The sequence below is a fragment of the Haloterrigena sp. H1 genome (genome assembly GCF_005938085.1).
Taxonomy (GTDB): Archaea; Halobacteriota; Halobacteria; order Halobacteriales; family Natrialbaceae; genus Natrinema.
In genome coordinates, this window is sequence record NZ_SMZK01000005.1 from 25944 (window position 1) to 49169 (window position 23226).

General features: G+C 63.8%; 19 protein-coding genes and 4 pseudogenes. 11 read left to right on the forward strand and 12 right to left on the reverse strand.

From position 1 onward, the window contains the following. Window positions 1–3 precede the first annotated feature (3 nt). Window positions 4–984: a plastocyanin/azurin family copper-binding protein gene (locus E2L06_RS22930; RefSeq protein WP_343192879.1), complete on the reverse strand. Its 981-nt coding sequence runs from the start codon at window positions 982–984 to the stop codon at window positions 4–6. Window positions 985–1408: 424 nt separating this feature from the next. Beyond that, the gene (locus E2L06_RS20560; protein WP_138783349.1) at window positions 1409–1918 is read right to left on the reverse strand and encodes a hypothetical protein; all 510 of its coding nucleotides are present in this window, start codon (window positions 1916–1918) and stop codon (window positions 1409–1411) included. A 492-nt stretch (window positions 1919–2410) separates the two neighbouring features. On the opposite strand from E2L06_RS20560, the gene E2L06_RS22150 reads away from it, so the two are divergent. Further along, window positions 2411–2569, forward strand: coding sequence for a hypothetical protein (locus tag E2L06_RS22150; RefSeq protein WP_171052450.1), 159 nt, complete (start codon window positions 2411–2413; stop codon window positions 2567–2569). A gap of 130 nt (window positions 2570–2699) precedes the next feature. Here the strand turns inward: E2L06_RS22150 and E2L06_RS20565 are convergent, their stop codons facing one another. After that, window positions 2700–3206: a hypothetical protein gene (locus E2L06_RS20565; protein ID WP_138783224.1), complete on the reverse strand. Its 507-nt coding sequence runs from the start codon at window positions 3204–3206 to the stop codon at window positions 2700–2702. Between the two features lie 252 nt (window positions 3207–3458). Further along, the gene (locus tag E2L06_RS22155) at window positions 3459–3620 is read right to left on the reverse strand and encodes a hypothetical protein (RefSeq protein ID WP_171052274.1); all 162 of its coding nucleotides are present in this window, start codon (window positions 3618–3620) and stop codon (window positions 3459–3461) included. A 132-nt stretch (window positions 3621–3752) separates the two neighbouring features. Here E2L06_RS22155 and E2L06_RS20570 point away from each other — a divergent pair, with 132 nt between their 5' ends. The 4 genes from E2L06_RS20570 to E2L06_RS20585 all read left to right on the forward strand — a co-directional run bounded on the left by E2L06_RS20570 (window position 3753) and on the right by E2L06_RS20585 (window position 8605). Then, a complete protein-coding gene (locus E2L06_RS20570; RefSeq protein ID WP_138783350.1) occupies window positions 3753–4607 on the forward strand; it encodes a CBS domain-containing protein in 855 nt (284 codons plus the stop codon). Further along, complete coding sequence (gene glyS / locus E2L06_RS20575) at window positions 4600–6375, forward strand: glycine--tRNA ligase (RefSeq protein ID WP_138783351.1); 1776 nt, start codon at window positions 4600–4602, stop codon at window positions 6373–6375. The genes E2L06_RS20570 and glyS overlap by 8 nt, the downstream gene beginning before the upstream one ends. Before the next feature lie 276 nt (window positions 6376–6651). Beyond that, window positions 6652–7236: a dolichol kinase gene (locus tag E2L06_RS20580; protein WP_138777421.1), complete on the forward strand. Its 585-nt coding sequence runs from the start codon at window positions 6652–6654 to the stop codon at window positions 7234–7236. Between the two features lie 157 nt (window positions 7237–7393). Then, on the forward strand, window positions 7394–8605 hold the full coding sequence (locus E2L06_RS20585) for an MFS transporter (RefSeq protein WP_138782461.1): 1212 nt from the start codon (window positions 7394–7396) through the stop codon (window positions 8603–8605). 24 nt (window positions 8606–8629) lie between these two features. On the opposite strand, the gene E2L06_RS20590 is transcribed toward E2L06_RS20585, so the two are convergent. After that, complete coding sequence (locus E2L06_RS20590; protein ID WP_138777423.1) at window positions 8630–9130, reverse strand: TspO/MBR family protein; 501 nt, start codon at window positions 9128–9130, stop codon at window positions 8630–8632. A gap of 135 nt (window positions 9131–9265) precedes the next feature. Here E2L06_RS20590 and E2L06_RS20595 point away from each other — a divergent pair, with 135 nt between their 5' ends. Beyond that, window positions 9266–11698: a DEAD/DEAH box helicase gene (locus E2L06_RS20595; protein WP_138777425.1), complete on the forward strand. Its 2433-nt coding sequence runs from the start codon at window positions 9266–9268 to the stop codon at window positions 11696–11698. A gap of 19 nt (window positions 11699–11717) precedes the next feature. Here the strand turns inward: E2L06_RS20595 and E2L06_RS20600 are convergent, their stop codons facing one another. From E2L06_RS20600 to E2L06_RS20610, 3 genes are all read right to left on the reverse strand, one after another. Beyond that, complete coding sequence (locus tag E2L06_RS20600; protein ID WP_138777427.1) at window positions 11718–12569, reverse strand: phosphatase PAP2 family protein; 852 nt, start codon at window positions 12567–12569, stop codon at window positions 11718–11720. A gap of 276 nt (window positions 12570–12845) precedes the next feature. Continuing rightward, window positions 12846–13520, reverse strand: coding sequence for an Sjogren's syndrome/scleroderma autoantigen 1 family protein (locus E2L06_RS20605; RefSeq protein WP_138777429.1), 675 nt, complete (start codon window positions 13518–13520; stop codon window positions 12846–12848). 69 nt (window positions 13521–13589) lie between these two features. Beyond that, window positions 13590–14048: a TIGR00725 family protein gene (locus E2L06_RS20610; RefSeq protein ID WP_138777431.1), complete on the reverse strand. Its 459-nt coding sequence runs from the start codon at window positions 14046–14048 to the stop codon at window positions 13590–13592. Window positions 14049–14198: 150 nt separating this feature from the next. Here E2L06_RS20610 and mdh point away from each other — a divergent pair, with 150 nt between their 5' ends. Next, window positions 14199–15113 (forward strand): malate dehydrogenase, encoded by a 915-nt coding sequence (mdh, locus tag E2L06_RS20615; RefSeq protein WP_138777433.1) that lies wholly within the window; start codon window positions 14199–14201, stop codon window positions 15111–15113. Between the two features lie 34 nt (window positions 15114–15147). Here the strand turns inward: mdh and E2L06_RS20620 are convergent, their stop codons facing one another. Then, entirely contained in the window at window positions 15148–15393 is a 246-nt protein-coding gene (locus E2L06_RS20620; protein WP_138777435.1) for a ferredoxin, read from the reverse strand. A gap of 98 nt (window positions 15394–15491) precedes the next feature. On the opposite strand from E2L06_RS20620, the gene E2L06_RS20625 reads away from it, so the two are divergent. Further along, window positions 15492–16700: an inorganic phosphate transporter gene (locus tag E2L06_RS20625; protein ID WP_138777437.1), complete on the forward strand. Its 1209-nt coding sequence runs from the start codon at window positions 15492–15494 to the stop codon at window positions 16698–16700. Window positions 16701–16711: 11 nt separating this feature from the next. Here the strand turns inward: E2L06_RS20625 and E2L06_RS20630 are convergent, their stop codons facing one another. Then, window positions 16712–17173: a universal stress protein gene (locus E2L06_RS20630; RefSeq protein ID WP_394348725.1), complete on the reverse strand. Its 462-nt coding sequence runs from the start codon at window positions 17171–17173 to the stop codon at window positions 16712–16714. Between the two features lie 141 nt (window positions 17174–17314). Between E2L06_RS20630 and E2L06_RS20635 the strand changes: the two genes are divergently transcribed. The 3 genes and pseudogenes from E2L06_RS20635 (at window position 17315) to cgi121 (ending at window position 20696) form a co-directional block, all read left to right on the forward strand. After that, the gene (locus tag E2L06_RS20635; protein WP_138777439.1) at window positions 17315–17743 is read left to right on the forward strand and encodes a DUF6069 family protein; all 429 of its coding nucleotides are present in this window, start codon (window positions 17315–17317) and stop codon (window positions 17741–17743) included. Window positions 17744–17836: 93 nt separating this feature from the next. Further along, window positions 17837–20186: pseudogene (locus E2L06_RS20640) on the forward strand (ATP-dependent DNA helicase); the annotation flags it as partial. 4 nt (window positions 20187–20190) lie between these two features. Then, a pseudogene (gene cgi121, locus E2L06_RS20645) lies at window positions 20191–20696 on the forward strand (KEOPS complex subunit Cgi121). 1175 nt (window positions 20697–21871) lie between these two features. Here the strand turns inward: cgi121 and E2L06_RS20650 are convergent. Both E2L06_RS20650 and E2L06_RS20655 read right to left on the reverse strand, forming a co-directional pair. After that, window positions 21872–22630 (reverse strand): annotated as a pseudogene (locus tag E2L06_RS20650) (iron-sulfur cluster assembly protein). Further along, window positions 22630–23226 (reverse strand): annotated as a pseudogene (locus E2L06_RS20655) (amidohydrolase family protein); the annotation flags it as partial. The pseudogenes E2L06_RS20650 and E2L06_RS20655, both read right to left, overlap by 1 nt.

The window sequence follows — 23226 nt, forward strand, 5'->3', positions numbered from 1 at the left end:
CCGTTATTCGACCTGAATGGAACCGATCATCGTGATCTCGTGTGGGTGACAGGCGTACGTAGTCATCTCACTCCTGGCGGTAAATTCGAGGAGCTGTTGCTCGCCAGGATCCGTGACGGGATCGCCCGTCGTGAGGTCGTCGACGACCTCGTCGCTGTCGTTGCGGATCTGTAGGTTGTGCGCAGCACCGTCGCCCTCAGTCCAGCCGATCGAGTATCGCTCGCCTTCCTGCAGCACGAGTGTTGGATTTTCGACGCCCTCGAGTGCGGACGGCGCGAGTCCCTCCCAGTGAGCCGTCTGGCCGCTGAACCGGATGTCCGCTCCGGGCTCGAGTTCGATTTGCTCCCCGGCAGTATCCGTGGTCTCCTCCGTGTCGTCGTCAGTGGCTGTATCCGACTCTACCACCGTCCCGTCACTGTCCACGACCACGATTTCGCCGACCATCGTCGTCGTGTGGAACTGACAGGTGTACGTGGTCATCTCGCTGCTGACCTCGAACTCGAGCCGCTGGTGGTCGGGCTCAACGGCTCTCTCCGTCGCGAGGTCGTTGACGACCTCGCCGTCTGCGTTACGGATTTCGATGTTGTGGTAGGCACCGTCACCGACCGTCCAGCCCAGCTCGTACGTTTCTCCTTCTTGGAGGACGAGCGTCGGGTTCGTCGTCCCTTCGATCGAGGAAGGTGCGATGCCTTCCCAGCCAGTCGTCTGTCCGTCGAACTCGAACGTCGTGCCGGGATCGATTGCGATACCCTGCGCCGCCTCAGCACTCTCGCCATCACTGCTGTCCTCAGCAGCGTCACCATCGGCTGCGTCCGCACCGTTACTGGCATCGGTGCTGTTGCCGTCTGAGTCATCGGTCGGTGACGCAGCCGCGTTGTTACTGGTACTATCGTCCAGACAGCCCGCGAGTGACCCTCCTGCAATCGCGACGCCAGCGAGTTGAAGTACTGTTCGACGGGTGCGGGAATTCTTCTCATCAGACATGTTCGATCACTTCCTCGCTGATAGTATAAGTCTTCCTGATAGGTTGATATGTAAATATATTCGGCCGCGCGCCCTTGTCTTCCATCTGCAGTGGGGTTCACAGCGGGACGTCACCAGCTCACTGCTGGCCGTATCATCGCGGATTGCGCTCTCTCAGAGGGGAACCGCACTCGAGGCAGTGAAATCCGTTCCGCAACACCGTTTGACGGGTCCGCTGATCGGAACCAGTCGTATTCTGTAGTTGGTGGCGAAAATTTGAACGTGTTTATTCCTGTATTAAATGGGGGAGAAGAGCCGCGACCGCATTCGCTATCGGCGGTCATCCAGTGTTGGCGGAAAAATACGAGAGAAACGGAACGAACAGCGACGAATTCGATGTCCGTTAGAGTTCGAATTCGGTGTCGTAACCCAACTGGTTGTGGAGTTACTCGCTGGATTCGTTGCCGCCACCGCTGCCACTTTCGACCTGCAGCTCGCCGACCATCGTCGTCGTGTGGAACTTACAGATGTACGTGGTCATGTCGCTGCTGGCCGTGAACTCGAGGAGCTGACCTTCGGGTTCTTCGGAGGCGGTGCCCTCCGTCGCGAGGTCGTTGACGACCGCGCCGCTGTCGTCACGGATTTCGATGTTGTGCTGGGCGCCGTCACCGGTTGACCAGCCAATCTCGTACGTTTCTCCTTCCGTGAGGACGAGCGTCGGGTTCGTCGCGCCTTCGATCGAGGAGGGAGAGATGCCTTCCCAGCCGGCCGTCAGCCCATTGAGATCGATCGTCGTGCCGGCCGAGATCTCCGTGGGGCCGTCGCTACTGCCGTTGCCGTTGCCGTTGCCGTTGCCGTTGCCGCCACCGCTACAGCCAGCGACGAGCGCCGTCGATGCGGCCGCACCCGTCAGCTTCAGCGCTGTCCGCCGCGAAACTGGATTGTCTTGTGCCATCATCGGACGTTTAGCCTCGAAACATAAAAATTGATACCTTCTTCAGCTAGAGTGTTATGGTAATACATACCACAATATAGCACTACCATAGACTACTGAATAGTGAGGAGACAAACCGAGAGAGCTGTAAGAAAACTGTTATTCGGTTGGGGACGATCGGACAGAAGGTCATCGCCGCTGGACTGTGAGCGTCTTCGGAGCGCGTCGGCGATGTCATCCCACCATCGATGGATACAAAGGGACACCGATGGACAACGAGCGGACTGCTTCGGCAGTTGGCCGAACGGATCGCCACCCGACTGGACGAGATCGGCTACGGGGCGGACGTACAGGTGCTCGACTTCGCGACGCTGGTCGCACCTACACCAGCGGCAGCGCCGACGACTACCAGCTGTACCTGCCGATATTGCGGCCGCCGGCCGTCACGGCCGAACCAACACGATCGTTCATCTCGAAAATACTTATGTAATTGCTGTCCCTCTTTACTCATGTATGAGTAAAATACTCGCCACCGTCACGGCAAGCACGCAGCGAATCGCAAAGACCCGGCGGACGATCGCACACTCCCCTGCGTTCGGTGAAGACCGGACGACTGACGCGGAGGGGCGTCCCGCGACGCGCATTCCACCAGGTGGCTTCCTCACTGGGTGAAGGGGCGCGTCGATGACCGACCAGCACGGCTGCGGCTCTCTTTTTCCAGCGTCCGCCGACCGACACAGTCTCTCACAGCAACCGACAGTTGCACGAGCCAGACGACCCCACGGCGCTCGTGACGGTCTGATCAGTCGAACAACGACGACGGCCGCTTGAGATACACGTCCTGGTCGGTCACCCGCTGGTAGACATCGTACAGCGTCTCCACCGCCGCCTCGTCGGGGTCGAACCGAATGTGAGGCGCAGTGTGATAGCCACGACAACTGACGAGGAAGAAATACAGTGTCCGGTGGTGATCCGGCGTTGCGTCGACGACACCCATCGATCGGCTCCCGAGGTCGTCCGAGAAGTCATTGAGCATGGCCGCGATATCGTCGTGGAGCTGCTCGTCCGGTCGATACTGTGGCAGCCCGAACGCCTGTTGCATATACGTCGTCGCCGCCTCGAGAAACGGATTCGCATCGAGACCCGTCGGATCGACGTCCTGAAACGTCTCGTACAGTTCGAGGATCGTCGACAGTTCCGACCGCGTGACCGCGATCGGCAACACAGGCTCGCCGCGTGGCAGCGAGTAGTCGGGAAACGAGTGCGATCCCGGATCCGGAAGCTGATCGAACAGTCCCTCGAGCGACATGTGCAACACTATGTTACAGAGTGCCAAACGATTACCGGTGTGAACGCGACTCGAGCGTGATACGGTTGGACAGAAGTCAATACGAAGTCGGTCGCGAATTCGCGACCGATCGTCACGTCGTTCTGTCCGACAATATGAGCAACGGATAGACGGGACAGCACAGCAGCCAGCCGTGACTGTTGAACTGTCGGTTTTGGCCACGATCGATGTCGCGACCGGTCTCGCTGAAGAAAATCCCGTTCCAACCCCCAGTTATCGCCAGGCCGGCAACGTCGGTGCGTCCTCGGCCTGCATGGAGAGCCAGGCACCGTCGGCAGAGATGTCCGCAATGACGTACTCATCGCTCGCGGCCGTCGAATCGATCGAACCGACGATAGTGTCGTCGGACGCCATGGCGTTGGGGGATACTGCCATGATAGTGAGCCACACCCACCACCATATAAAGTCATCGGATCTTACTGTCCGTTCGCGATACCGATCGGAAATCGAATCAATCCTGGGTGTGAAACACTGGGTTTATACTCATTTTAGCCGTACGGTGGGGATATGAACGTAGCCGACGCGATGACGCCTCGCGAGGACGTGGTGACCGTCGATCTGCCGGGTACCCGGACCGACGTGCTCGAGTATCTCCAGGAGCAGTCGTTCTCGTCCGTGCCGGTCGTCAAAGCGACCGACGACGGGCTCGAGTACCGCGGGCTGGTCACACGGGAGACGCTGATCGAACAGCCCGACGAGGACCAGCTCGTCATGCTCTTAGAAGAGGACGTGCCGACGACGACGGCCGACACGAGCCTCGAGGCCGTCGCCCGGACGATGGTCGAGGCGGGCGCACGGCGCGTGCCCGTCGTCGACGGCGAGTTCGAGGGAATCGTCACGGTGACGGACGTGATCCACGCGATCGCGACGGGCGACCAGGAGACCGACGCCACCGTCGAGTCCTACGTCAGTGAGGACGTGAACACGACCTACGAGGGAGCGCCGCTGCCCGTCGCCGAACGGGGACTATCCTACGCGAACGTCCCCTACACCGTAGCGCTCGACGACGACGGTCGGATGAGCGGGATTCTCACGGAAGTCGACATCATCGACGTCGCCCGGATCGTCGAGGGCGAGGAGTCGACCGGTGACAACTTCGGCGATCAGGACGACGACTGGTCGTGGGAAGGGATCAAGGCCGTCGGCAGCCGCTATCTCCCCACGCGGGACATCGAGCTCCCGACGGGGCCGGTTCGGGAGTTCATGAGCGACGACGTAGTGACTGTCTCGGTCAGTACGTCGGTGCAGGAAGCAGCCCAGCGGATGATCAGCAACGACATCGAACAGATCCCGTTGGTCACGGGCGAAGACCTCGTCGGCATCGTCCGTGACATCGACCTTCTGGAGGCACTTTATGAGTGAGCAACAGCACACGGACGACAACACCGACAGCACGAGCGAGAAACTGGTCGAACTGGCCAAGCGACGCGGCTACTTCTTTCAGTCCTCAGGGGCCTACGGCGGCGTCGGCGGCTTCTACACCTTCGGGCCACAGGGTGCGGCCCTGAAAGGCAACGTCGAGGACGCCTGGCGCGATCGCTTCGCCGTCGCGGAGGGCAACATGGAGATCGACGCGCCCACGATCATGCCCGAACCCGTCTTCGAGGCCTCGGGCCACCTCGACGGCTTCGACGACATGCTCGTCGAGTGTCCCGACTGTGGCGAGAGCCACCGCGCCGACCACATCGTCGAGGACAACACGATGTACGAAGACGCCGAGAGCCTCGAGATCCCCGAAGTCGAGGAGGTCATCGCCGAGTACGAACTCGTCTGCCCCTCCTGTGGTGCCGGGCTGGCGGGCCAGGCCGTCGAAGACTTCAATCTCATGTTCGCGACGAACATCGGCCCCGGCGACTCCGATCCCGGCTACCTGCGCCCCGAGACCGCCCAGGGCATCTTCGTCGAGTTCCCCCGCCTCAAAGAGTACGCGCGCAACCAGCTCCCCTTCGGCGTCAGCCAGATCGGCCGCGCCTACCGCAACGAGATCAGTCCGCGGCGATCCATTATTCGAACGCGAGAGTTCACGCAGGCCGAACTCGAGTACTTCATCGACCCCGAAGTCGACGAGCCGGACCTCTCGAGCGTCGAGGACGTCGAAGTCACCCTCTATCCGGCCAGCGAGCAGAACAAAGACGACGGCGAGGCCTTCGAGACGACGATCGGCGCAGCCGTCGACGAGAACATCATCACGGACCCGTGGGTCGCGTACTTCCTTGGCGTCGCAAAGCCGTGGTACGAGGCTGTCGGCGTCGACATGGACCGGTTCCGCTATCGCCAGCACTTAGCCGGCGAGCGGGCCCACTACGCCAGCGACTGCTGGGACGCCGAAAGCGAGATCGACGGCAACTGGATCGAGATGGCTGGCTTCGCCCATCGGGGCAACTACGACCTCTCGAAACACGCCGAACACTCCGGCGACCGCTTTACGATCTTCCGGCAGTACGACGAGCCACAGACCGTCGAGCGCGCCACCGTCGATCCCGACATGAGCTACCTCGGTCCTGAATTCGGCGGCGACGCACAGGCCGTCGTCGGCAAACTCGAGGACCTTGCCGCTCGCGACCGCGAGGCGTTCGACGGCGACACCGTCGAATTCGAACTCGAGGGCGAGACCCACGAGATCCCCGTCGAGAAGACCGGCTTTTCGGTCGACGAGGAGACGATCGCCGGCGAACACATCACCCCACACGTCGTCGAACCCTCCTTCGGTGTCGACCGGCTGGTCTACACCGTCCTCCACCACGCCTACCGCGAGGACGAAGTCGACGGCGAGGACCGCACCTTCCTCGAGCTCGAGCCGGAAGTCGCGCCAACCTTTGTCGGCGTCTTCCCGCTGCAAAGCGACGACGAGCTTGAGACACAGGCCGACGCGATCGTCGAGGACCTGCGCGAGGCGGGGCTGTCGGTCACCTACGACGACTCGGGCAACATCGGCCGGCGCTACCGCCGTCAGGACGAAGTCGGCACGCCGTTCTGTGTGACTGTCGACTACGAAACCATCGAAGACGAAGAAACGACGGTTACGGTCCGCGAACGGGATACGACCGACCAGAAGCGACTCCCGGTCGACGAACTCGCCAAGACGCTGTCGGCGATTCGGGCTGGCGACCTCGAGTTCGAATCGTTGTAGCGGAGACGCTGTCGCCAGTGGTGGCGGTACAGGTTTTGTTGCATCTGCGAGTGAACCCGAAGGGTGAACGAGCAGGCCGACGACCGATGTGAAGGCCCCAAAGGGCCGAAACGGAGGGAGGAAGCTTTTGATCAACCCTAAGCGGGAGCGAAGCTCCCGCGAGGTCCGAGAGAGCTTCGCTCTCTCGAGATTTCACCGAGCGACCGAAGGGAGCGCAGTGTAAAAGGTTGGAGGTGATCGACGGACTGAAGGTCACCTCTCACGAGGCACGACATAATGGCCGACGAACTGAAGCGGCGACTCGTCCACGCCAGCGGCTCGGGGCTTGTCGTCCTCTATCTGCTCGCCGACGCCCTCGGGCTCGGGCTTACGTGGGCTCGGTTTCAACTCCTGTTGATTCTCCTCGCGGCCGGGGCGCTCGTCCTCGAGTTCCTGCGACTGCAGGTGGGACTCGACTGGCGGCTCTACGACGTGCTCACCCGTGAGTACGAGCAGGACAACCCCGGGGCCTACGCGCTGTATCTGATCAGCATGGCTGCCGTCGTGGTCGTCTTCGAGCCGGCGATCGCCCTCCCCGCGATGTTGATGCTCGCGCTAGGCGATCCGATAAGCGGCACGGTCTCGGACAACACCCTCCAGCGAGTCAAGCCGCCGAAAGTGCTCATCACGATGTTTCTCGTCTCGACAGTCGTCGCGATCCCATTCCTGCCGGTTGCGGTGGCGCTGATCGCTGCCCTCGGGGCGACGATCGCCGACGGCGTCACCCTCGAGATCCGGACCTACATCATCGACGACAACCTGACGATCCCGATTTATGCTGCCTGTCTGGCGTGGGTGGCACTCGAGTTCGTGCCGGTCTAGTGCCCGTCTCCGGCTGAACCACCGTGGCTGGCGTCGCTCGGTGACTGCACCGGCGCAAGCGACGGTCGAGCGCGAAAGCCACGGACGTTATGATATCGGCAAGCCCGTACCGTTCTGGGCCGCTCAAGACCGTGGCCAGCGAACGGTGACGCGACCTGTGTCACTGCTGAAGCCGAGAACGCGACTGTCGAACGCGCGGTCGTTTCTGTCGGACGGCCGCGGCGAAATCCTCGTCGCTGTCGCCACCGGCTGGTTTCTCTCGATCGGCGTCAGGCTCGCGTATCCCGTCTTGCTGCCCTTCCTCCGGCGGACCTACGGCCTCGATCTGACGACAGCTGGCCTCCTGTTGACCACACTCTGGCTCTGTTATGCGCTGGGACAGCTTCCCGGTGGGCTGCTGGCCGACCGGTTCGGCGAGGGAACCGTCCTCGTCGCGAGTACGGTGATCTCGGCGGTGACGCTAGGCCTCGTCGCCGTCGCCGGCTCCGCGCCGGTCGTCTACCTCGCGACGGGAGCCTTCGGCTTCGGAACGGCATTGTACGGCGTCGCCCGCTTTACGACGCTGTCCGACATCTACCCCGACAACGACGGCACCGCGATCGGGATCACGATGGCGGCGGGTCAGGCCGGCAATACGCTGTTGCCGCTGGCTGCTGGTGGCATCGCGACAGCCGTTACGTGGCAGTACGGCTTCGGACTGGCCGTCCCGGCGTTCGCCGTCGTCGCGGTCGGTCTTCGACTCGTCGTTCCCGCACGCACCTCGAGCGCGACCAGTGCCGTCGACAGCGTCTCGCTCGAGACGGCACGCTACGTCGGCTCGCAGTTGCGCCGGCCTGAGATCGTCACCGTGACCGCGATTCAGATCCTGACCTACTGCGTCTGGCAGGCGTTTACGGGCTTTTATCCGACCTACCTGATCGAGATCAAGGGGGTTTCCGAGGGGGTCGCGACCGGGCTGTTCAGCGCCTTTTTCGCGACCGGCATCGTCGTCCAGCCGCTAACCGGAAGGCTCTACGACCGGTTCGGCATCCGGACGGCACTGCCGCCGGTTCTGAGCGTAGTCGTTGCGTCGCTGGTCGCGCTCCCCTTTCTCGAGGACTTCTGGCCCATCGCCGTCGGGACCGTCTTCCTCTCGAGCATCCTCGGCTACGGGACGATCACGCTGCCGTACATGACCGCAGCGTTTCCCTCGGACATGAAGGGGACTGGGCTGGGCTTCCTGCGAACCGTCTACATGACCATCGGGGCGGCCAGTCCGGTCCTGTTCGGTGCGCTCGCGGATCGAGGCTATTTCGACGAGGGCTATCTCGTGCTCGCCGGTCTCGTGGCGGTCGCGGTGGCGTTGACGTGGTGGCTCCCGGAGCAGTAAGCGGCTAGCGGGCGACCAATCCGCCTAGGCGTTCAGCCGCCAGAGTTCGAAATTGAGCACGGCCGCGAAGGTAATCCACGCGAGATACGGCACGAGCAAGGCTGCCCCACGGCGGTCGACCCGTCGGAACGCGAGGATCGTGCCGACGACGAGCACCCAGAGGGCGACGATGATGCCGAACGCGGCCAGCGGTGCCTCGAGCGCGAAAAACGCCGGCGTCCAGACGACGTTGACCAGCATCTGGGCGGCGAACAGCCCCAGCGCGAGCCGCCGGCCGTCGGCGTCACTGCGCCAGACCAGCCACAATGCGACACCGAGCAGAGTAAACAGTAGAGTCCAGACGACCGGAAACGCGATCGTCGGCGGGTAGAACCACGGTTTCTCGAGGGCGCGAAACCACGGCGTGTCGGGTGATCCGATCGCGCTCGGTGCCGCCCCAACGAGGTTGACCAGCAGGACGAAGCCGACCGCGGTGAGGATCGACCCGACGTCAGGCAGGCGTTGACGGACCGTTCGGGTTTCCATGCGACAGTGTAGGCTGTCTCGATGTATATATCAGCAGCCTAATCGGCCATACGTCATCCGGCACCACTGCAGCCACGAGATCACTTTCACTGTGCTATCTCAATCCTTAACAGCGCCCGCATCGAATCGCATCCAATGGCAACGACGGACGAGGACGTCGCGTCGATCGAGCATCCGTTGCTCGAGTCCGACTTCTTGGAACGCCGCCTCTACCAGCTGAAACTCGCGGGAACGGCCGCGAACCACCACACACTCGTTTGTCTCCCCACGGGTCTGGGGAAGACGACGGTGAGCCTGCTGGTCACGGCCCGTCGACTCGACGAGGTCGGCGGCAAATCACTGATGCTCGCGCCGACGAAACCCCTCGTCCAGCAACACGCCGATTTCTACCGGGAGGCTCTCCAGATTCCGGACGAGGAGATCGTCGTCTTCACCGGTGACGTGAGTCCGGACGACCGCGCCGCAATGTGGAACGATGCAACGGTCGTGATGGCGACGCCGCAGGTGATCGAAAACGACCTCGTCGGGAGTCGCATCTCGCTTGCCGACGTAAGCCACATCACCTTCGACGAGTGCCACCGTGCGACCGGCGACTACGCCTACAACTACATCGCCGAACGGTACCACGCTGACGCCCGCGACCCGCTGGTGACTGGCATGTCGGCCTCGCCCGGCGGCGACGAGGAGGCCATCCTCGAGGTCTGTGAAAACCTCGGCATCGCGGAGGTCGAGGTGATGACCGAGGAAGACGCCGACGTCGACGAGTTCACCCACGAGACCGAGGTCGAATGGGAGCGCATCGACCTCCCCGACGACGTCCTCGAGATTCGGGATGCGCTGAACGAAGTCATCACAGATCGCCTCGAGAAACTCAAGGAACTGGGCGTGGCGAAGTCGACCCAACCCGATCAGTCCCAGAAAGACCTCAATCGGATGCGTGCAGAACTCCAGCAGCTGATCAACAACGACCAGTCCGAGGGGTTCGAGGGGATGTCAGTCCACGCCGAGGTGATGAAACTCCGGCAAGCGGTCACGCTGGTCGAAACCCAGAGCGTGGAGGCGTTGCGCCGGTACTTCGAGCGCCAGCGCAATCAGGCCCGCTCGTCGGGGGCCTCGAAGGCGAGCCAGCGGATGGTCTCGGATCCCCGCGTTCGCGAGGCCATGCAGAAGGCCGAGAGCTTCGACGAGCTCCACCCCAAATACCGCAAAGCGCGGATGCTCCTTGCCGAGACGCTGGGGCTCGAGGGCGGTGAGCGCGTGATCGTCTTCACCGAGTCCCGCGATACGGCCGAGGCGCTGACGGACTTCTTGAGCGAGAGTTTCGACGCGAAACGGTTCGTCGGACAGGGCGACCGGGAGGGGTCAGATGGAATGACCCAGAAACAACAACAGGAGGTCTTAGACGAGTTCCGCGCAGGCGAGTTCGAGGTGCTCGTCTCGACGTCCGTCGCCGAGGAGGGGCTGGACGTTCCGGAGGTCGATCTCGTGCTCTTCTACGAACCCGTCCCGACCGCGATCAGATCGATCCAGCGCAAGGGCCGAACCGGCCGCCAGTCGGAGGGTCGCGTCGTCGTCCTGATGGCCGAGGACACCCGTGACGAGGCCTACTTCTGGATCTCCCGACGGCGCGAAAAAGAGATGGAAAGCGAACTGCGCGATCTGAAAGGGATGGCCAACGAGCTCGAGGACGAACTCGACGACTCCCAGCAGTCACTGACCGATTTCGAGGGCGAAACCGACAGTGAGTGCGGGGTGAAAGTAGACGGAAACGGCGGCAACGCCGACGCCGTCGGCGATTCTTCCACCGGAAGCGAGGGGGTTGCAGACCAGCCCGGCTTACAGGAGTTCGCCGACACGGAAGCGGACGCAGACGAGGACGGGGAAGTCGAAACACACGAGCCACACGCCGAGGGCGAAACCATCGAAATCATCGCCGACCAGCGCGAGATGGACGCCAACATCGCCCGCGACCTCTCGCGACGCGAGGAGATCGAGATCAGCCTCGAGACGCTCGACGTCGGCGACTACGTCCTCTCGGATCGGGTCGTCGTCGAGCGCAAGTCCGTCGCCGACTTCGTCGACTCGCTTGTCGGAGGTGACCGGTCGGTCTTCGAGCAGGTCGGCGCGATGGCGCGTCACTACTCGCGACCGATCGTTGTCGTTGAGGGCGAGGGGTTGTACGAACAGCGGGACATCCACCCGAACGCGATTCGGGGTGCGCTCTCGAGTCTCGCGGTCGACTTCGGCGCGAGCGTCTTGCGGACCGAAAGCGAAGCCGACACGACGGACCTACTCGCCGTGATCGCCGGCCGCGAACAGGCGACCGCCGATCGAGAGGTGTCGGTCCACGGTGAGAAAGGCACCAAGACCTTGAGCGAGCAACAGGAGTACGTCGTCGCCTCGATCGCCGAGATCGGCCCCGTCACGGCTCGCTCTCTCCTCGAGGAGTTCGGGACGGTCGAAAGCGTGATGATCGCGACCGAAGACGAGTTACAGGCAGCCGACGGCGTTGGACAGGTGACCGCCGAGCGAATTCGAGAAGTGATCGGCAGCGACTATACTGGGTAAGGCAGTCGGGAAACAGCGATCAGTCGCTCGCGTCGGACGCGATGCCATCCTCGCCGGGGGGAACCGAACCGGCCGCTCCCTCCGCACGGGTGACGATCCGTTCAGCACCGATGACGCTCCCAACGGCGAGAAGAATGCCCGCGATGACGTCGATCAGCCAGTGGATGCCGAGGTACATCGTCGAGAAAACGACACAGATCGTCACGAACGACGCGATCCCGAACCAGCGCGGGTACTCCCGTCGTGACCGCCAAGCGAACAGCATGACAACGACCGCCAGCGACGTATGGAGCGAGGGGAACACGTTCGTGTTCGCCGACACTGCCGCGGTGACCTCCTGTGTCTGCGGGTAAAACGAGTACATCAGTCCGTCGACGGACGAGAGGTGATTGCGCGGCCCGTAGACGATAAAGAGCGTATAACAGAGCGAGCCGATCAGGTAGTTGAACACGTATGCCAGAAGGAGTTCCTTGAGGTGGCGCTGGGACGGCAACAGGAAATAGAGGATGGGGGCGGTCACCAGCAGGAAGGGAAAGCCGAACATGTACATCGCCGAGAAGAACTCGAGCGTAACTGGGCGGGGAACGACGTCCTGGAGGACCGCGACGAACTCCCCTTCGAGAGCGTAGATCTCCGCGGTGAGATCCCAGTCGAGCGCGCGCGAGATCCGTAGACTATGACCGTGGGTTGCTCGTTTTGCGAGGAAGAATACCCCCGCGACGCCGAGATACGGCGAGATTTCGGTGAGCCGACGATCGTAGTCGGCCGCCGTCCGTTTCAGAGCGGTTCGGTCGAGACAGATCGCACAGGTCCCGAGCAGGCCGACACAAACGACGAGTACCGTGAGTGATACGACGAATCCAAGTGCCATCGGTAGGGTCTCCTCTCACCGTGGGTCGGTGAGCGACCGCGGGCCGGTAGCGTGGAGGGCGGAATCGGTGGCTACCCGGCGCACGACCGACACAGCGGTCGATCTGGCCCACGTTCGAGCGATGTTATGGCACACCATACTATCAAATATATATCTAGTGATGTAGTTTATATCTGTCATATTGAGTGTAGAGAGTCGCGTACGGATCGACGAAGCGACACGCATCCACTCACAGGAGAGACCGTCCAGGAAGCAGTACGACCGGCTCGAGCGCCGTTAGCGCAAAGTGGAGAGCGTCTCGCCGGCCTCGCGCGCCGCCTCAAGACATTCCCGCGCGTATCGTGGGTCGTCGGTCGCGGCCGCCTCCGTGGCGAACTTCTCGAGCGTGCGGACGAGCGCGTCGTGTGCGGCCTCGAGGTCGCCATCGGCCGGTTGCGGACGCTGGGTTGGCGCAGGGGAGCGAGCCGGTGCACTCGGCTCACTCGCTCGACCGTCGGCGGTCCGGTTCGAGACATCGGCCTGGGACGACTCGACATTGGCCTGGGGTGTGGGCTGGCGCTCATCCCGGGATGACGTTGTGACCGAAGATTCGTGCTGGCTGTTCGCGTCCGACGTAGCTGCGGCCGTCGGCTCGGACGATGCAGCAGGGGTGGGTTCGTCCGCGGCGGACTGGTCCGACTCAGATCGATCCGTGGACGACTGTTCGTCGGCCGGTTGGGCCTCGAGGTCGGTTCCCTCGACGGCGTCGGGATTGCCATGGCAGCTGGGACAGAACGTAGTGCCGTCCATCTGGAACAGCGGGTCGCCACAGGTCCCACAGTGAGTGTTGGTCATCGTCGCACCCTTGAGTAACAGATCGCTCATTCGCTGGGTGGCCTTGCGCTCTTCTTTGTCGCGTTCGTACTTCTCACGGAGTTTCTCGCGCTCTGCTTCCTTGTCGAAGTCGCTCATGTCCAGCTAGAGGTGTCGGAGCGTCGAAAAAGCTGCGACAGCGAGATTCCAGGGCCGTGACAGGGTCGATTACGCCTCAAGTGCGGCTTCGACGGCGTCGACAGCCGCTTCGGGAGTGTCGACAGGCTCGAGGTCGACGCCGGCGTCGGCGACGTCGTGGGCCGCAAGTCCGACGACGAGTCGGTCGTAGATGCCAGCGAAGCCGAGTTCGGAGAGGGTTCCGACGCCGCCAGCGAGCGCGATCACGGCGTCACCGTTCAACGGGACGAGCGCGTTTCTGGCGTGACCCAGTCCCGTGGCGATCGGGATATCGACGTAGTCGTTGGCCTGTGCCCGGCGCTCGCTCGGCAGGATGCCGATCGTCGTTCCGCCCTCGGCTTTTGCGCCACGACAGACCGCCTCCATGGTGCCGCCGCGACCGCCACAGACGACTGTGTGGCCGCGCGCGGCGAGTTCGCGGCCCACCGCCTCGGCGCGAGCCGATTGTTCGTCGGTGATCGTTCCGCCGCCGATGACGCTGACGCGCATAGTCGAACGGGCGCAGGCATCGGCCATGATCGGTTCGGTCTTGAGGAAAGGAAAAGGAACGACAGTCGTCGAACTCTCATATCATCAAACTTGTGTGAGGCTGGAAATTCCGACGGATTTAACGTGTGGGATGGGGAAGCATTACGTGGTATGACGAAAGTTAGTGTGGTCGGCGCGGCTGGCACCGTCGGGGCCGCTGCGGGCTACAACATCGCGCTTCGGGACGTTGCGGACGAGCTCGTGTTCGTCGACATTCCGGACAAGGAAGACGATACGGTCGGACAGGCCGCCGACGCCAACCATGGCGTGGCCTACGACTCGAACACGACGATCCGACAGGGTGGCTACGAGGACACCGCTGGATCGGATGTCGTCGTCATCACGGCCGGCATCCCGCGCCAGCCCGGTCAAACCCGGATCGATCTGGCCGGCGACAACGCACCAATCATGGAGGACATCGGCTCCTCGCTGGCCGAGCACAACGACGACTTCATCACCGTCACCACGTCGAACCCCGTCGACCTCCTCAACCGGCACCTCTACGAGACGGGCGACCGCGCCCGCGAGAAAGTAATCGGCTTCGGCGGTCGCCTCGACTCCGCGCGCTTCCGATACGTGATTTCCGAGCGCTTCGACGCCCCCGTCCAGAACGTCGATGCGACCATCCTGGGCGAACACGGCGATGCGCAGGTCCCCGTCTTCTCCAAAGTGCGAGTCAACGGCCAGGACCCCGAGTTCGACGAGGACGAAAAGGAAGAACTCCTCTCCGAACTCCAGACCTCGGCGATGAACGTCATCGAGAAGAAAGGCGCGACGGAGTGGGGCCCGGCGACCGGCGTCGGCCACATGGTCGAGGCCATCCTCCGCGATACGGGCGCAGTGGTGCCCGGCAGCGTCAAACTCGAGGGCGAGTTCGGCCACGAGGACACCGCCTTCGGCGTCCCGGTCAAACTCGGCTCCGACGGCGTCGAAGAGATCGTCGAGTGGGAACTCACCGAGTTCGAGCGAAACCAGCTCGGCGAGGCCGCCGAGAAGCTCTCCGAACAGTACGACAAGATCGCGTAATCGACGGTCGGCACGGAACAGTTTTTGCTTATCGTCAGGGGATCAGCTGCTCGCCGTCGTCGTCGTAGACTGTGATCGCGTCGACGGGACAGGTCCGGGCGGCGAACTTCGCATCGAGTTCTGCGTCTTCGGGTACCTCGCGGACGAAAACGCCGTCCTCGACCTCCTCGCTGTCCTCGAGGACGGCCTTGCCCTTCGATTTGTCCTCCTCGAAGGCGTCCCATTCGGCGACACACTGGAACATCCCAATACAGGTGTTCTCGTCGTATTCGATCTTCATGGGCGGTGATTGGCACGGTTGCGGTAAATCGGTAGCGGTCGTCGGTTCGCTCGAGGCAACGCTTTTGCGGCCGGTCACCGAACGAGAGACAAGCCGAAATGGTCGCATTCTCCTTCACTGCCCTCGTCGGAATCGCCGTTCTCACTTGTCTGTTCATGGCGTGGGTGCTCGGTGCGAACAGCAACTCGCCACCCTTTGCCCCCGCGATCGGTGCGAACGCGATTTCGACGATGCAAGCGGCGTTCGTCATCGGACTGCTCGCGGCCGCGGGAGCGCTCATGCAAGGTGGAAGCATCTCCGAGACGATCGGTGCGGACCTCATCAACGGCGTGACGATCACGCCGCTTGCGGCCACCGCAGGACTGCTGACCGCGGCTGGCTTCATGTCGATCGGCATCTACACGCGGTATCCGATCCCCGCGGCGTTCGCGACGACGGGCGCGATGGTCGGAGTCGGCCTCTCGCTTGGCGGCGACCCGGCGATGGCGACCTACCGCCGGCTCGGCATCTTCTGGCTACTGGTCCCGATCATGTCGGGCGGGCTCGCCTACGCGACGGCGACGATCCTGCGACGTGACGACGTCCCCGAGACGGTCGGCGTCCCGCTGTTGGCCGGTATCGTCGGCGCGATCGTCGCCAACGTCCGCCTCGGTGTGATTCCCGATCCGACCGCCGAGCAGGGCACGCTCGCGGGCTTCGTCGCCCGGCTGTTCGGCGGCGGCCCGACGCTCGCCGCCGGCATCGATCTCGGGACCGTCCTCGTGACGATCGCCGTTGGACTGCTCGCGTTCGCCTGGGTGCGACGGCAGGTCCGCGAGTCAGTCGAAAGCGGGATCCGCTCGTTCCTACTGGTTCTCGGTGGCATCGTCGCGTTCTCCTCTGGCGGCTCACAGGTCGGACTCGCGACCGGCCCGCTCGAGAACCTCTTTCGAACCGAACTCGGCCTGCCGGGGTTCCTGTTGCTCGCGATCGGGGCGGTCGGCATCCTCGCGGGGGCCTGGATGGGTGCACCACGGCTGTTACAGGCCACATCCAGAGAGTACGCCCAGCTCGGCGTACGGCGATCGATCGCGGCGCTGGTCCCGGGATTCATCATTGCCCAGCTGGCGATCGCACTCGGCATCCCGATCTCGCTGAACAACATCATCCTCTCGGGGGTCATCGGCGGCGGACTGGCCGGCGGCTCGGCCGGCGTCTCGCGGCGCAAGATCGGCGTCACGATCACCTTCTGGCTACTGACGCTCGGGAGTTCGGTCGTCGTCAGCTACGGTCTGTACCGGCTGTTCGTGACGATAATAGGCGGCTGATTCTCTCGAGGTCACTCGAGGACTGTCACCGGCTGCGTCGTCCGTTCGACGACCGTGGTGGCGATATCGCGACCGAGAAATCGCCTAATGAACCCGTTCGATCGGGTTCTATCGCCGGCCATCACGACGTGGTCGATCCCCGCTTCCGACGCGTACCGGGGAACGACAGTGCCGGGTCGCCCCTCGCCGAGTTCGATCCGAACGCGGTCTCTTGCGTCTGGATCTGCGATCGACGCGAGCAATTCCTCGGCGCTGGCTCGCGTCTGTGCCATCCGCTGCTCGTCGCGCTCCAAGACCCCGCCTTCGCTAAGCGGCGCGTCGAGCGGCGTCACGACCGCCAGCAGCGTGATCTCGGCGTCTGGGAACGTCTCGAGGGCATACGGGAGCGCCTCGTCCTCTCGTGGTCGGCCGAGTGTGGGGACGAGGACGCAGTCGGGATCGGCCATGGGGTGGGCTTCGGGTGCCGGTCCCATCGGTCTATCGCCGTCGACCCCGCTCTCGCCCCAGGGCGGGTCGCGGATGCATCGATACCCAACTAGATAATCAGTCACCGATCCGGATATAAAAGGAATTTCTGACAAACGCTTTTCATCAGTGGCGGCGGAGGGACAATCATGGGCACCGAAACAGGCATGTCGTCGTCGGCACGATCACTCACGATCAGCGACCTGACACGAGCGGGGGTAGTCGCGCTTGCAGTATCGTTGGGCATCAACTTGCTCATCGTGTTCGTGGCCAACGCCGGCGGTATCGCACCACAACTGGAAGCACTGAATTACGGACCAGTAACGTTCTTTACAACTCTTGGCGTCATCGGTGCGACCGTCACGTACGGGCTGCTCGCGCGATTCAGTGCCAGCCCTGATCGACTGTTTCTCATCGTCGCAGCGATCGTCCTCGTGCTCTCGCTCGTGCCGGATTTCACGGTCATCCCCAATCAACCCGGTGGGAGCCTCTTCGCTGGCGCGATCCTCGGGCTGATGCACGTCACGACAGCGGTCGTCTGTGTGGGCGTCCTGACCGACCGCAGTGCTGGCCAGTGAACTGACGCACCGCGCTCGAGAACACATAGTGGCTCCGACCGACGGAGTCCGAAAGACGATACTTTAAACCGCAAACGGGGCCAAGGACGGACAATGAATTTCGAGGAGCTGTCGGGGCTCCCACCCGGTGCCATCGACCACTTCCACAGCGAGGGCATCGAGGAGCTCTACCCGCCACAAGCCGAGGCGGTCGACGCCGGCGCGACCGATGGCGAAAACCTCGTCGCCGCCGTCCCGACCGCCAGCGGGAAGACGATGATCGCCGCCCTCGCGATGCTGTCGGCGATCGAACGCGGCGGGAAAGCACTGTACATCGTCCCGCTGCGAGCGCTCGCCAGCGAGAAAAAGGCCGAGTTCGAGGCCTACGAGCGCTTTGGCGTGACCGTCGGCGTGACCACGGGCAACTACGAGTCGACCAGCGACTGGCTCGCAACGAAAGACATCGTCGTCGCAACCAGCGAGAAAGTCGACTCGCTCGTCCGGAACGGCGCAGAGTGGCTCTCCGAGCTCACCTGCGTCGTTTCCGACGAGGTCCACCTCATCGATGATCGGAATCGGGGGCCGACGCTCGAGGTGACGCTGGCGAAACTCCGCCAGCTCAACCCCGGACTGCAGACCGTCGCACTCTCGGCGACGGTCGGCAACGCCGACGAGATCGCCGACTGGCTCGACGCCGCACTCGTCGACACCGACTGGCGGCCGATCGACCTCCAGATGGGCGTCCACTACGGGAACGCGTTGAACTTCGACGATGGGTCGACACGGGAGGTGCCCGTCGAGGGATCGGAAAAGCAGGAGGCCGCGCTCGTTCGCGACATTTTACAGGAGGATGGGTCCTCGCTCGTGTTCGTCAACTCCCGACGAAACGCAGAAGCCGCCGCGAAACGGTTGGGAGGTGTCTCGAGAACGGAACTGACTGCCGAGGAAGAAGCCGCGCTCGCAGAACTGGCCGCCGACATCCGCGACGACAGCGACACCGAGACGAGCAGGGACTTAGCCGACTGCGTCGAACGGGGCGCGGCGTTTCACCACGCCGGTCTCTCGAGCACCCAGCGGAGCCTCGTCGAGGATGCCTTCCGCGACCGCCTGTTGAAGGTAATCTCGGCGACGCCGACGCTGGCCGCGGGCGTCAACACGCCCGCACGCCGCGTGATCGTCCGCGACTGGCGGCGCTTCGATTCCAGCGCCGGCGGGATGGCACCCCTGGATGTCCTCGAGGTCCACCAGATGATGGGCCGGGCTGGTCGCCCGGGGCTCGACCCCTACGGCGAGGCCGTCCTGCTGGCCAAAAGCCACGACGAGAGTCAGGAGCTGTTCGACCGCTATATCTGGGCCGATCCCGAACCGGTCCGCTCGAAACTGGCGGCCGAACCCGCCCTGCGAACGCACGTGCTCGCAACGATCGCATCCGGCTTCGCCCGCACGCGAGCGGGCCTCCTCGAGTTCCTCGAAGCCACCTCTACGCCAGCCAGTCGACCGAAGCCGGCCGTCTCGAGACGGTGACCGACACGGTCTTGCAGTACCTCGAGTCGAACGACTTCATCGAGCGCGACAGTAGCGACGATTCCAGCACTGCGGATGGCAGTGCGTTCACATCGGCTGCTGATCTCGCCGACGATGACGGCCGCGAGGAGACGCTCGAGGCGACCAGCCTCGGTCACACCGTCTCGCGGCTCTACCTCGATCCGATGAGCGCCGCCGAGATCGTCCACGGGTTAGAGCGTGCGGACGAACGGCCGACCGCACTCGGCCTCTACCAGCTCGTCTCGCGCACGCCCGATATGTACGAACTCTATCTGCGGTCGGGCGAGGACGAGAAGTTCGGCGAACTCTTCTACGAGCGCGAGGCCGAACTGCTGGGCGACACGCCAAGCGAGTTCGAGGAGGAGCGCTTCGAAGACTGGCTGGCCGCGCTCAAGACGGGTAAGCTGCTCGAGGACTGGGCCGACGAAACCGACGAAGAACGGCTGACAGACCGATACAAGATCGGGCCGGGCGACCTGCGTGGCAAAGTCGACACTGCCGAGTGGCTGCTCGGCGCGGCCGAGTCGCTGGCCGCCGAAATCGACAGCGAGTGGACCGTCGCCGTACGGGAAGCCCGCGCCCGCGTCGAACACGGCGTCGGCGAAGACCTCCTCGAGCTCGTCTCGGTCGGCGGCGTCGGCCGCAAGCGCGCTCGCCGGCTCTACGAAGCGGGGATCGAGGAGCCTGCCGACCTGCGAACGGCCGACAAAGGCGTCGTTCTTGGCGCACTCAAGGCGAGAAGACAGCCGAGAACATCCTCGAGAGCGCCGGTCGCGAGGATCCCTCGATGGACGGCGTCGAGCCGGACTCAGCAAGGTCGGGCGACGGCGGCGTGATAGCCACCTCGAGCGACGGCGACGGGACCGACGACGCGACAGCAACAAACGGAGCAGACGACAGCCAGTCGAGACTGGGTGATTCGAATGAAGCTGCTCGAATGCCGACTCGAGGTCGACGATATCGATTCGTTCGTCGCCGAACTCGGCGATCTCGGCGACCGCCATGACGTGACGATGCAGGCGTTCGACGCCCGCTACGTCGCCGGCCGCCGGCATCTCGAGCAAGCCGTCGAATTCGCGGATCGCGCGATCGACCGCGGTGAGAACGTCGCTCGTGACCGCGCCGTCGAAATTTTGCTGTACGCCGCCGGCCGTCGACAGATCGATCGTGCGCTCGCGATGGGTGTCGACGACGGCGAGACTCGGGCGGTGTGCTCGTCGACGGCGATTCAGACGAGGACGAGGCGGCAGCGCTCGAGGCAGTCGAAACGCTGGACGCGTTCGTCGACCGCGAGCCGACGCTCGAGACACAAGACGTCGAAACGCTGTGTGACTTTTTCGACGTTCCTGACGCCGAACGCGAGGCCACCGACGCGCCGCTGTCGGCGCTGGTTCGCGAGCGGGTGGCGCTACTCGAGGTCGAGAAGTAACGCGCAATTCGCGAGCGTCGTCTCCGCGACGACGGGGCGGGTGCGCTCGAGGCTCTCGAGTCGACCGACGACGTACGCGTCCCGTCGGCGACGAAGACGGAACGGAAGTGTTTAAAATGCGTCACTCTCCTCTGTCGGAAAAGGATCTATGAACCCGAATATCGGTCGGTTGCGATCGCTGGTCGCGCAGTTCGACGACACCGCGGCTCCGTTGATCGATGGCGCTTCTCGATCTAGCACTCCGGGTCGGCGTCGTCATCGTCGCAGTCGGCGTCGCCGGCGTGTCGCTGCAGTGGACTGCTCGACACGCTCGAACAGCCCTTCGAGCGGCCCGGACAGACATGACAGCCCTCGAGACGCGTCCGGCGGGCGTCGTCGCAGCGACCGGCGTCGCTCGTCCCTCCGCCGATCAGGGGATGCTGGAAGCACCGGTCACCGGAACCCCATGTCGCCTACGCTTATCGCGTCTCCCGGGACACGTTCAGGGACGGCCTCAGACCTCGCACCGAAGCGGAAGGGTGCCGAGGCCGTTCCGTTCCGCCTCGACGGTGCGACCGGCACTGCGCGCTCGTCCAGCCGGTCGAACGGGACGGATCGGGCGAGCCGACCGACACGTGGGAGCGGATGCAGGTTCCGGGGATCGAGTGCCCGGCGACGTTCGACGAGGACGTCTACCAGATACTCGGTCAGGAGGTCCCGAGCGTGTCACGGAGATGGTGCCGGAAGCGATCGAGCAGAAACAGGAAGTCTACATCCGGGAGGAGCGACTCGAGCCCGTACCGAGGTATACGTCCTCGGATCGGCTGCCCCCGCTCCCGAGAGGGGCGACGAGCCCGTTATCCGGAATCGGGCGGCGATCCGTTCACCGTCACGGCAGGCGGTCGGAACGCCACGCTCCGGCGGTACGTCCTCGCCGCGGCGGGCAACGCCGCGTTCGGGCTGGCAGCCGCGTTCGTCGCCGTGGTCCTGGCGACGCCAGCGGGACGGTCCTGCCGCCGCTGACGGCGACGTACTATCGACGCCGGCACCACGCTCTTGAAGGGGCCGTGAAAGCGCCGGATCGCACGGCTCAAGGGCGAAAGGGAGGGCCATGGCGACGACAAATCGGAACACGACGAAGGTGGTCGATCCCGATACCCTCCGGCTCCACCGCCGTCCCGTCAGTCGTCCGCGCTTCACTCGAGCCGGCCCTCTCGTGCCTCCCGAAGGCCGTCACAGATGCCGCCTGACTCGACATGTTGACCTGTGCGAGGCGGCCACGTCGGTGGACGAGATCGAACGAGTCGGGATCGATCGGCTCGCCCTCCGGCGTTCGAAACAGGCGGTCGGCCGGGGCCGAGACGAGGCCGATTTCGCGGGCCTTCTCCAGGTAGCGCTCGAGCGGCGCTTCCGGAACGGTGACGGCAAAGGAGCTGTCGCGGACGTAGATCGAGACGGAATCAGCTTCGTCGACGTACTCGAGATCTCGCAGTCGAACGTCGACGATCGCCTCGGCGTCGAGTCCGGCCTCGAGTAGCGCTTCGACCGCGTCGTACTGGCGAGCGACGCGGGCCTTGTCGTCGAGTTCGGCGCGAACCGCAGCGACGTCGCCGTCGGCGTCCGGGAACGCCTCGGCGAACGAGAGGTCCTCGTTGACGCCGCGGTTGATTTCCGTCTCGTGCATGTGCTCGTGGAGCGTGATCCGGACCTCCTCGACCGCCGGCAGCGATTCGATCTCGTCGCGGGCGTCGACGGCCATCATCCACGCGAAGGCCGGCGAACACCACGCGGTCGGGAGCGTGAGGTCGACACTGACGTAGCCACCGGATCTCGATCGCGTCGACGTACTCGAGTGCGACGATCGAACGGTCGAGTTCCGGATCGGTGACCCGATCGAGTCGGTCGCGGACGGCCGCTCGCGCGGGCGCAGGGCCGTCGGATGTCTGCGTGCTCATCAGTCGTCTGCGGCTGCGGGTTCTTCGCTCGCGTAGTGGTCCTCGAGCCCGAACTGCTGGCTGATCTCGTCGTCCTGGAGCGTCTGCCGTTTCGCCTCGATGTCGATGTCGTAGAGGTCGGCGATGTTCTCGCCCATGACCTTCTTTTTCGTCTCGAGGTCCCACTCGACGCCGTACTCCGCGCGGTGTTCCTCGGAGAGTTCGGCCTCGAGGACCTCCTCGACGAGCCAGTCGGGGTTCCACAGCGCGTAGTCCGAACCGAAGAGGACGCGATCCTCACCGAGCCACCACAGCAGTTCGGACATGATCTCGGAGAACTTGCCCGGCCGGTTCTGGGCGAACGGTGCGGCGACGGCCAGTCCGCCGTAGACGTTCGTCTCCTGGGCGGCGATCCAGCAGAAGTCGTCCAGCCGTGGCAGGCCGACGTGCTCGACGATGAAGTTGAGTTCCGGGAACGACGAGGCCGCATCGTCGACGTCTTTTACGTCGAACGCGTCGCGGTTGAGGGGGCGGATCGTCGGTCCTTTGTGAGCGTGTGATGTTCTCGATCCCGAGTTCCTGACACTTCTCCAAGAACTCGAAGGCGTCCTCGTCGT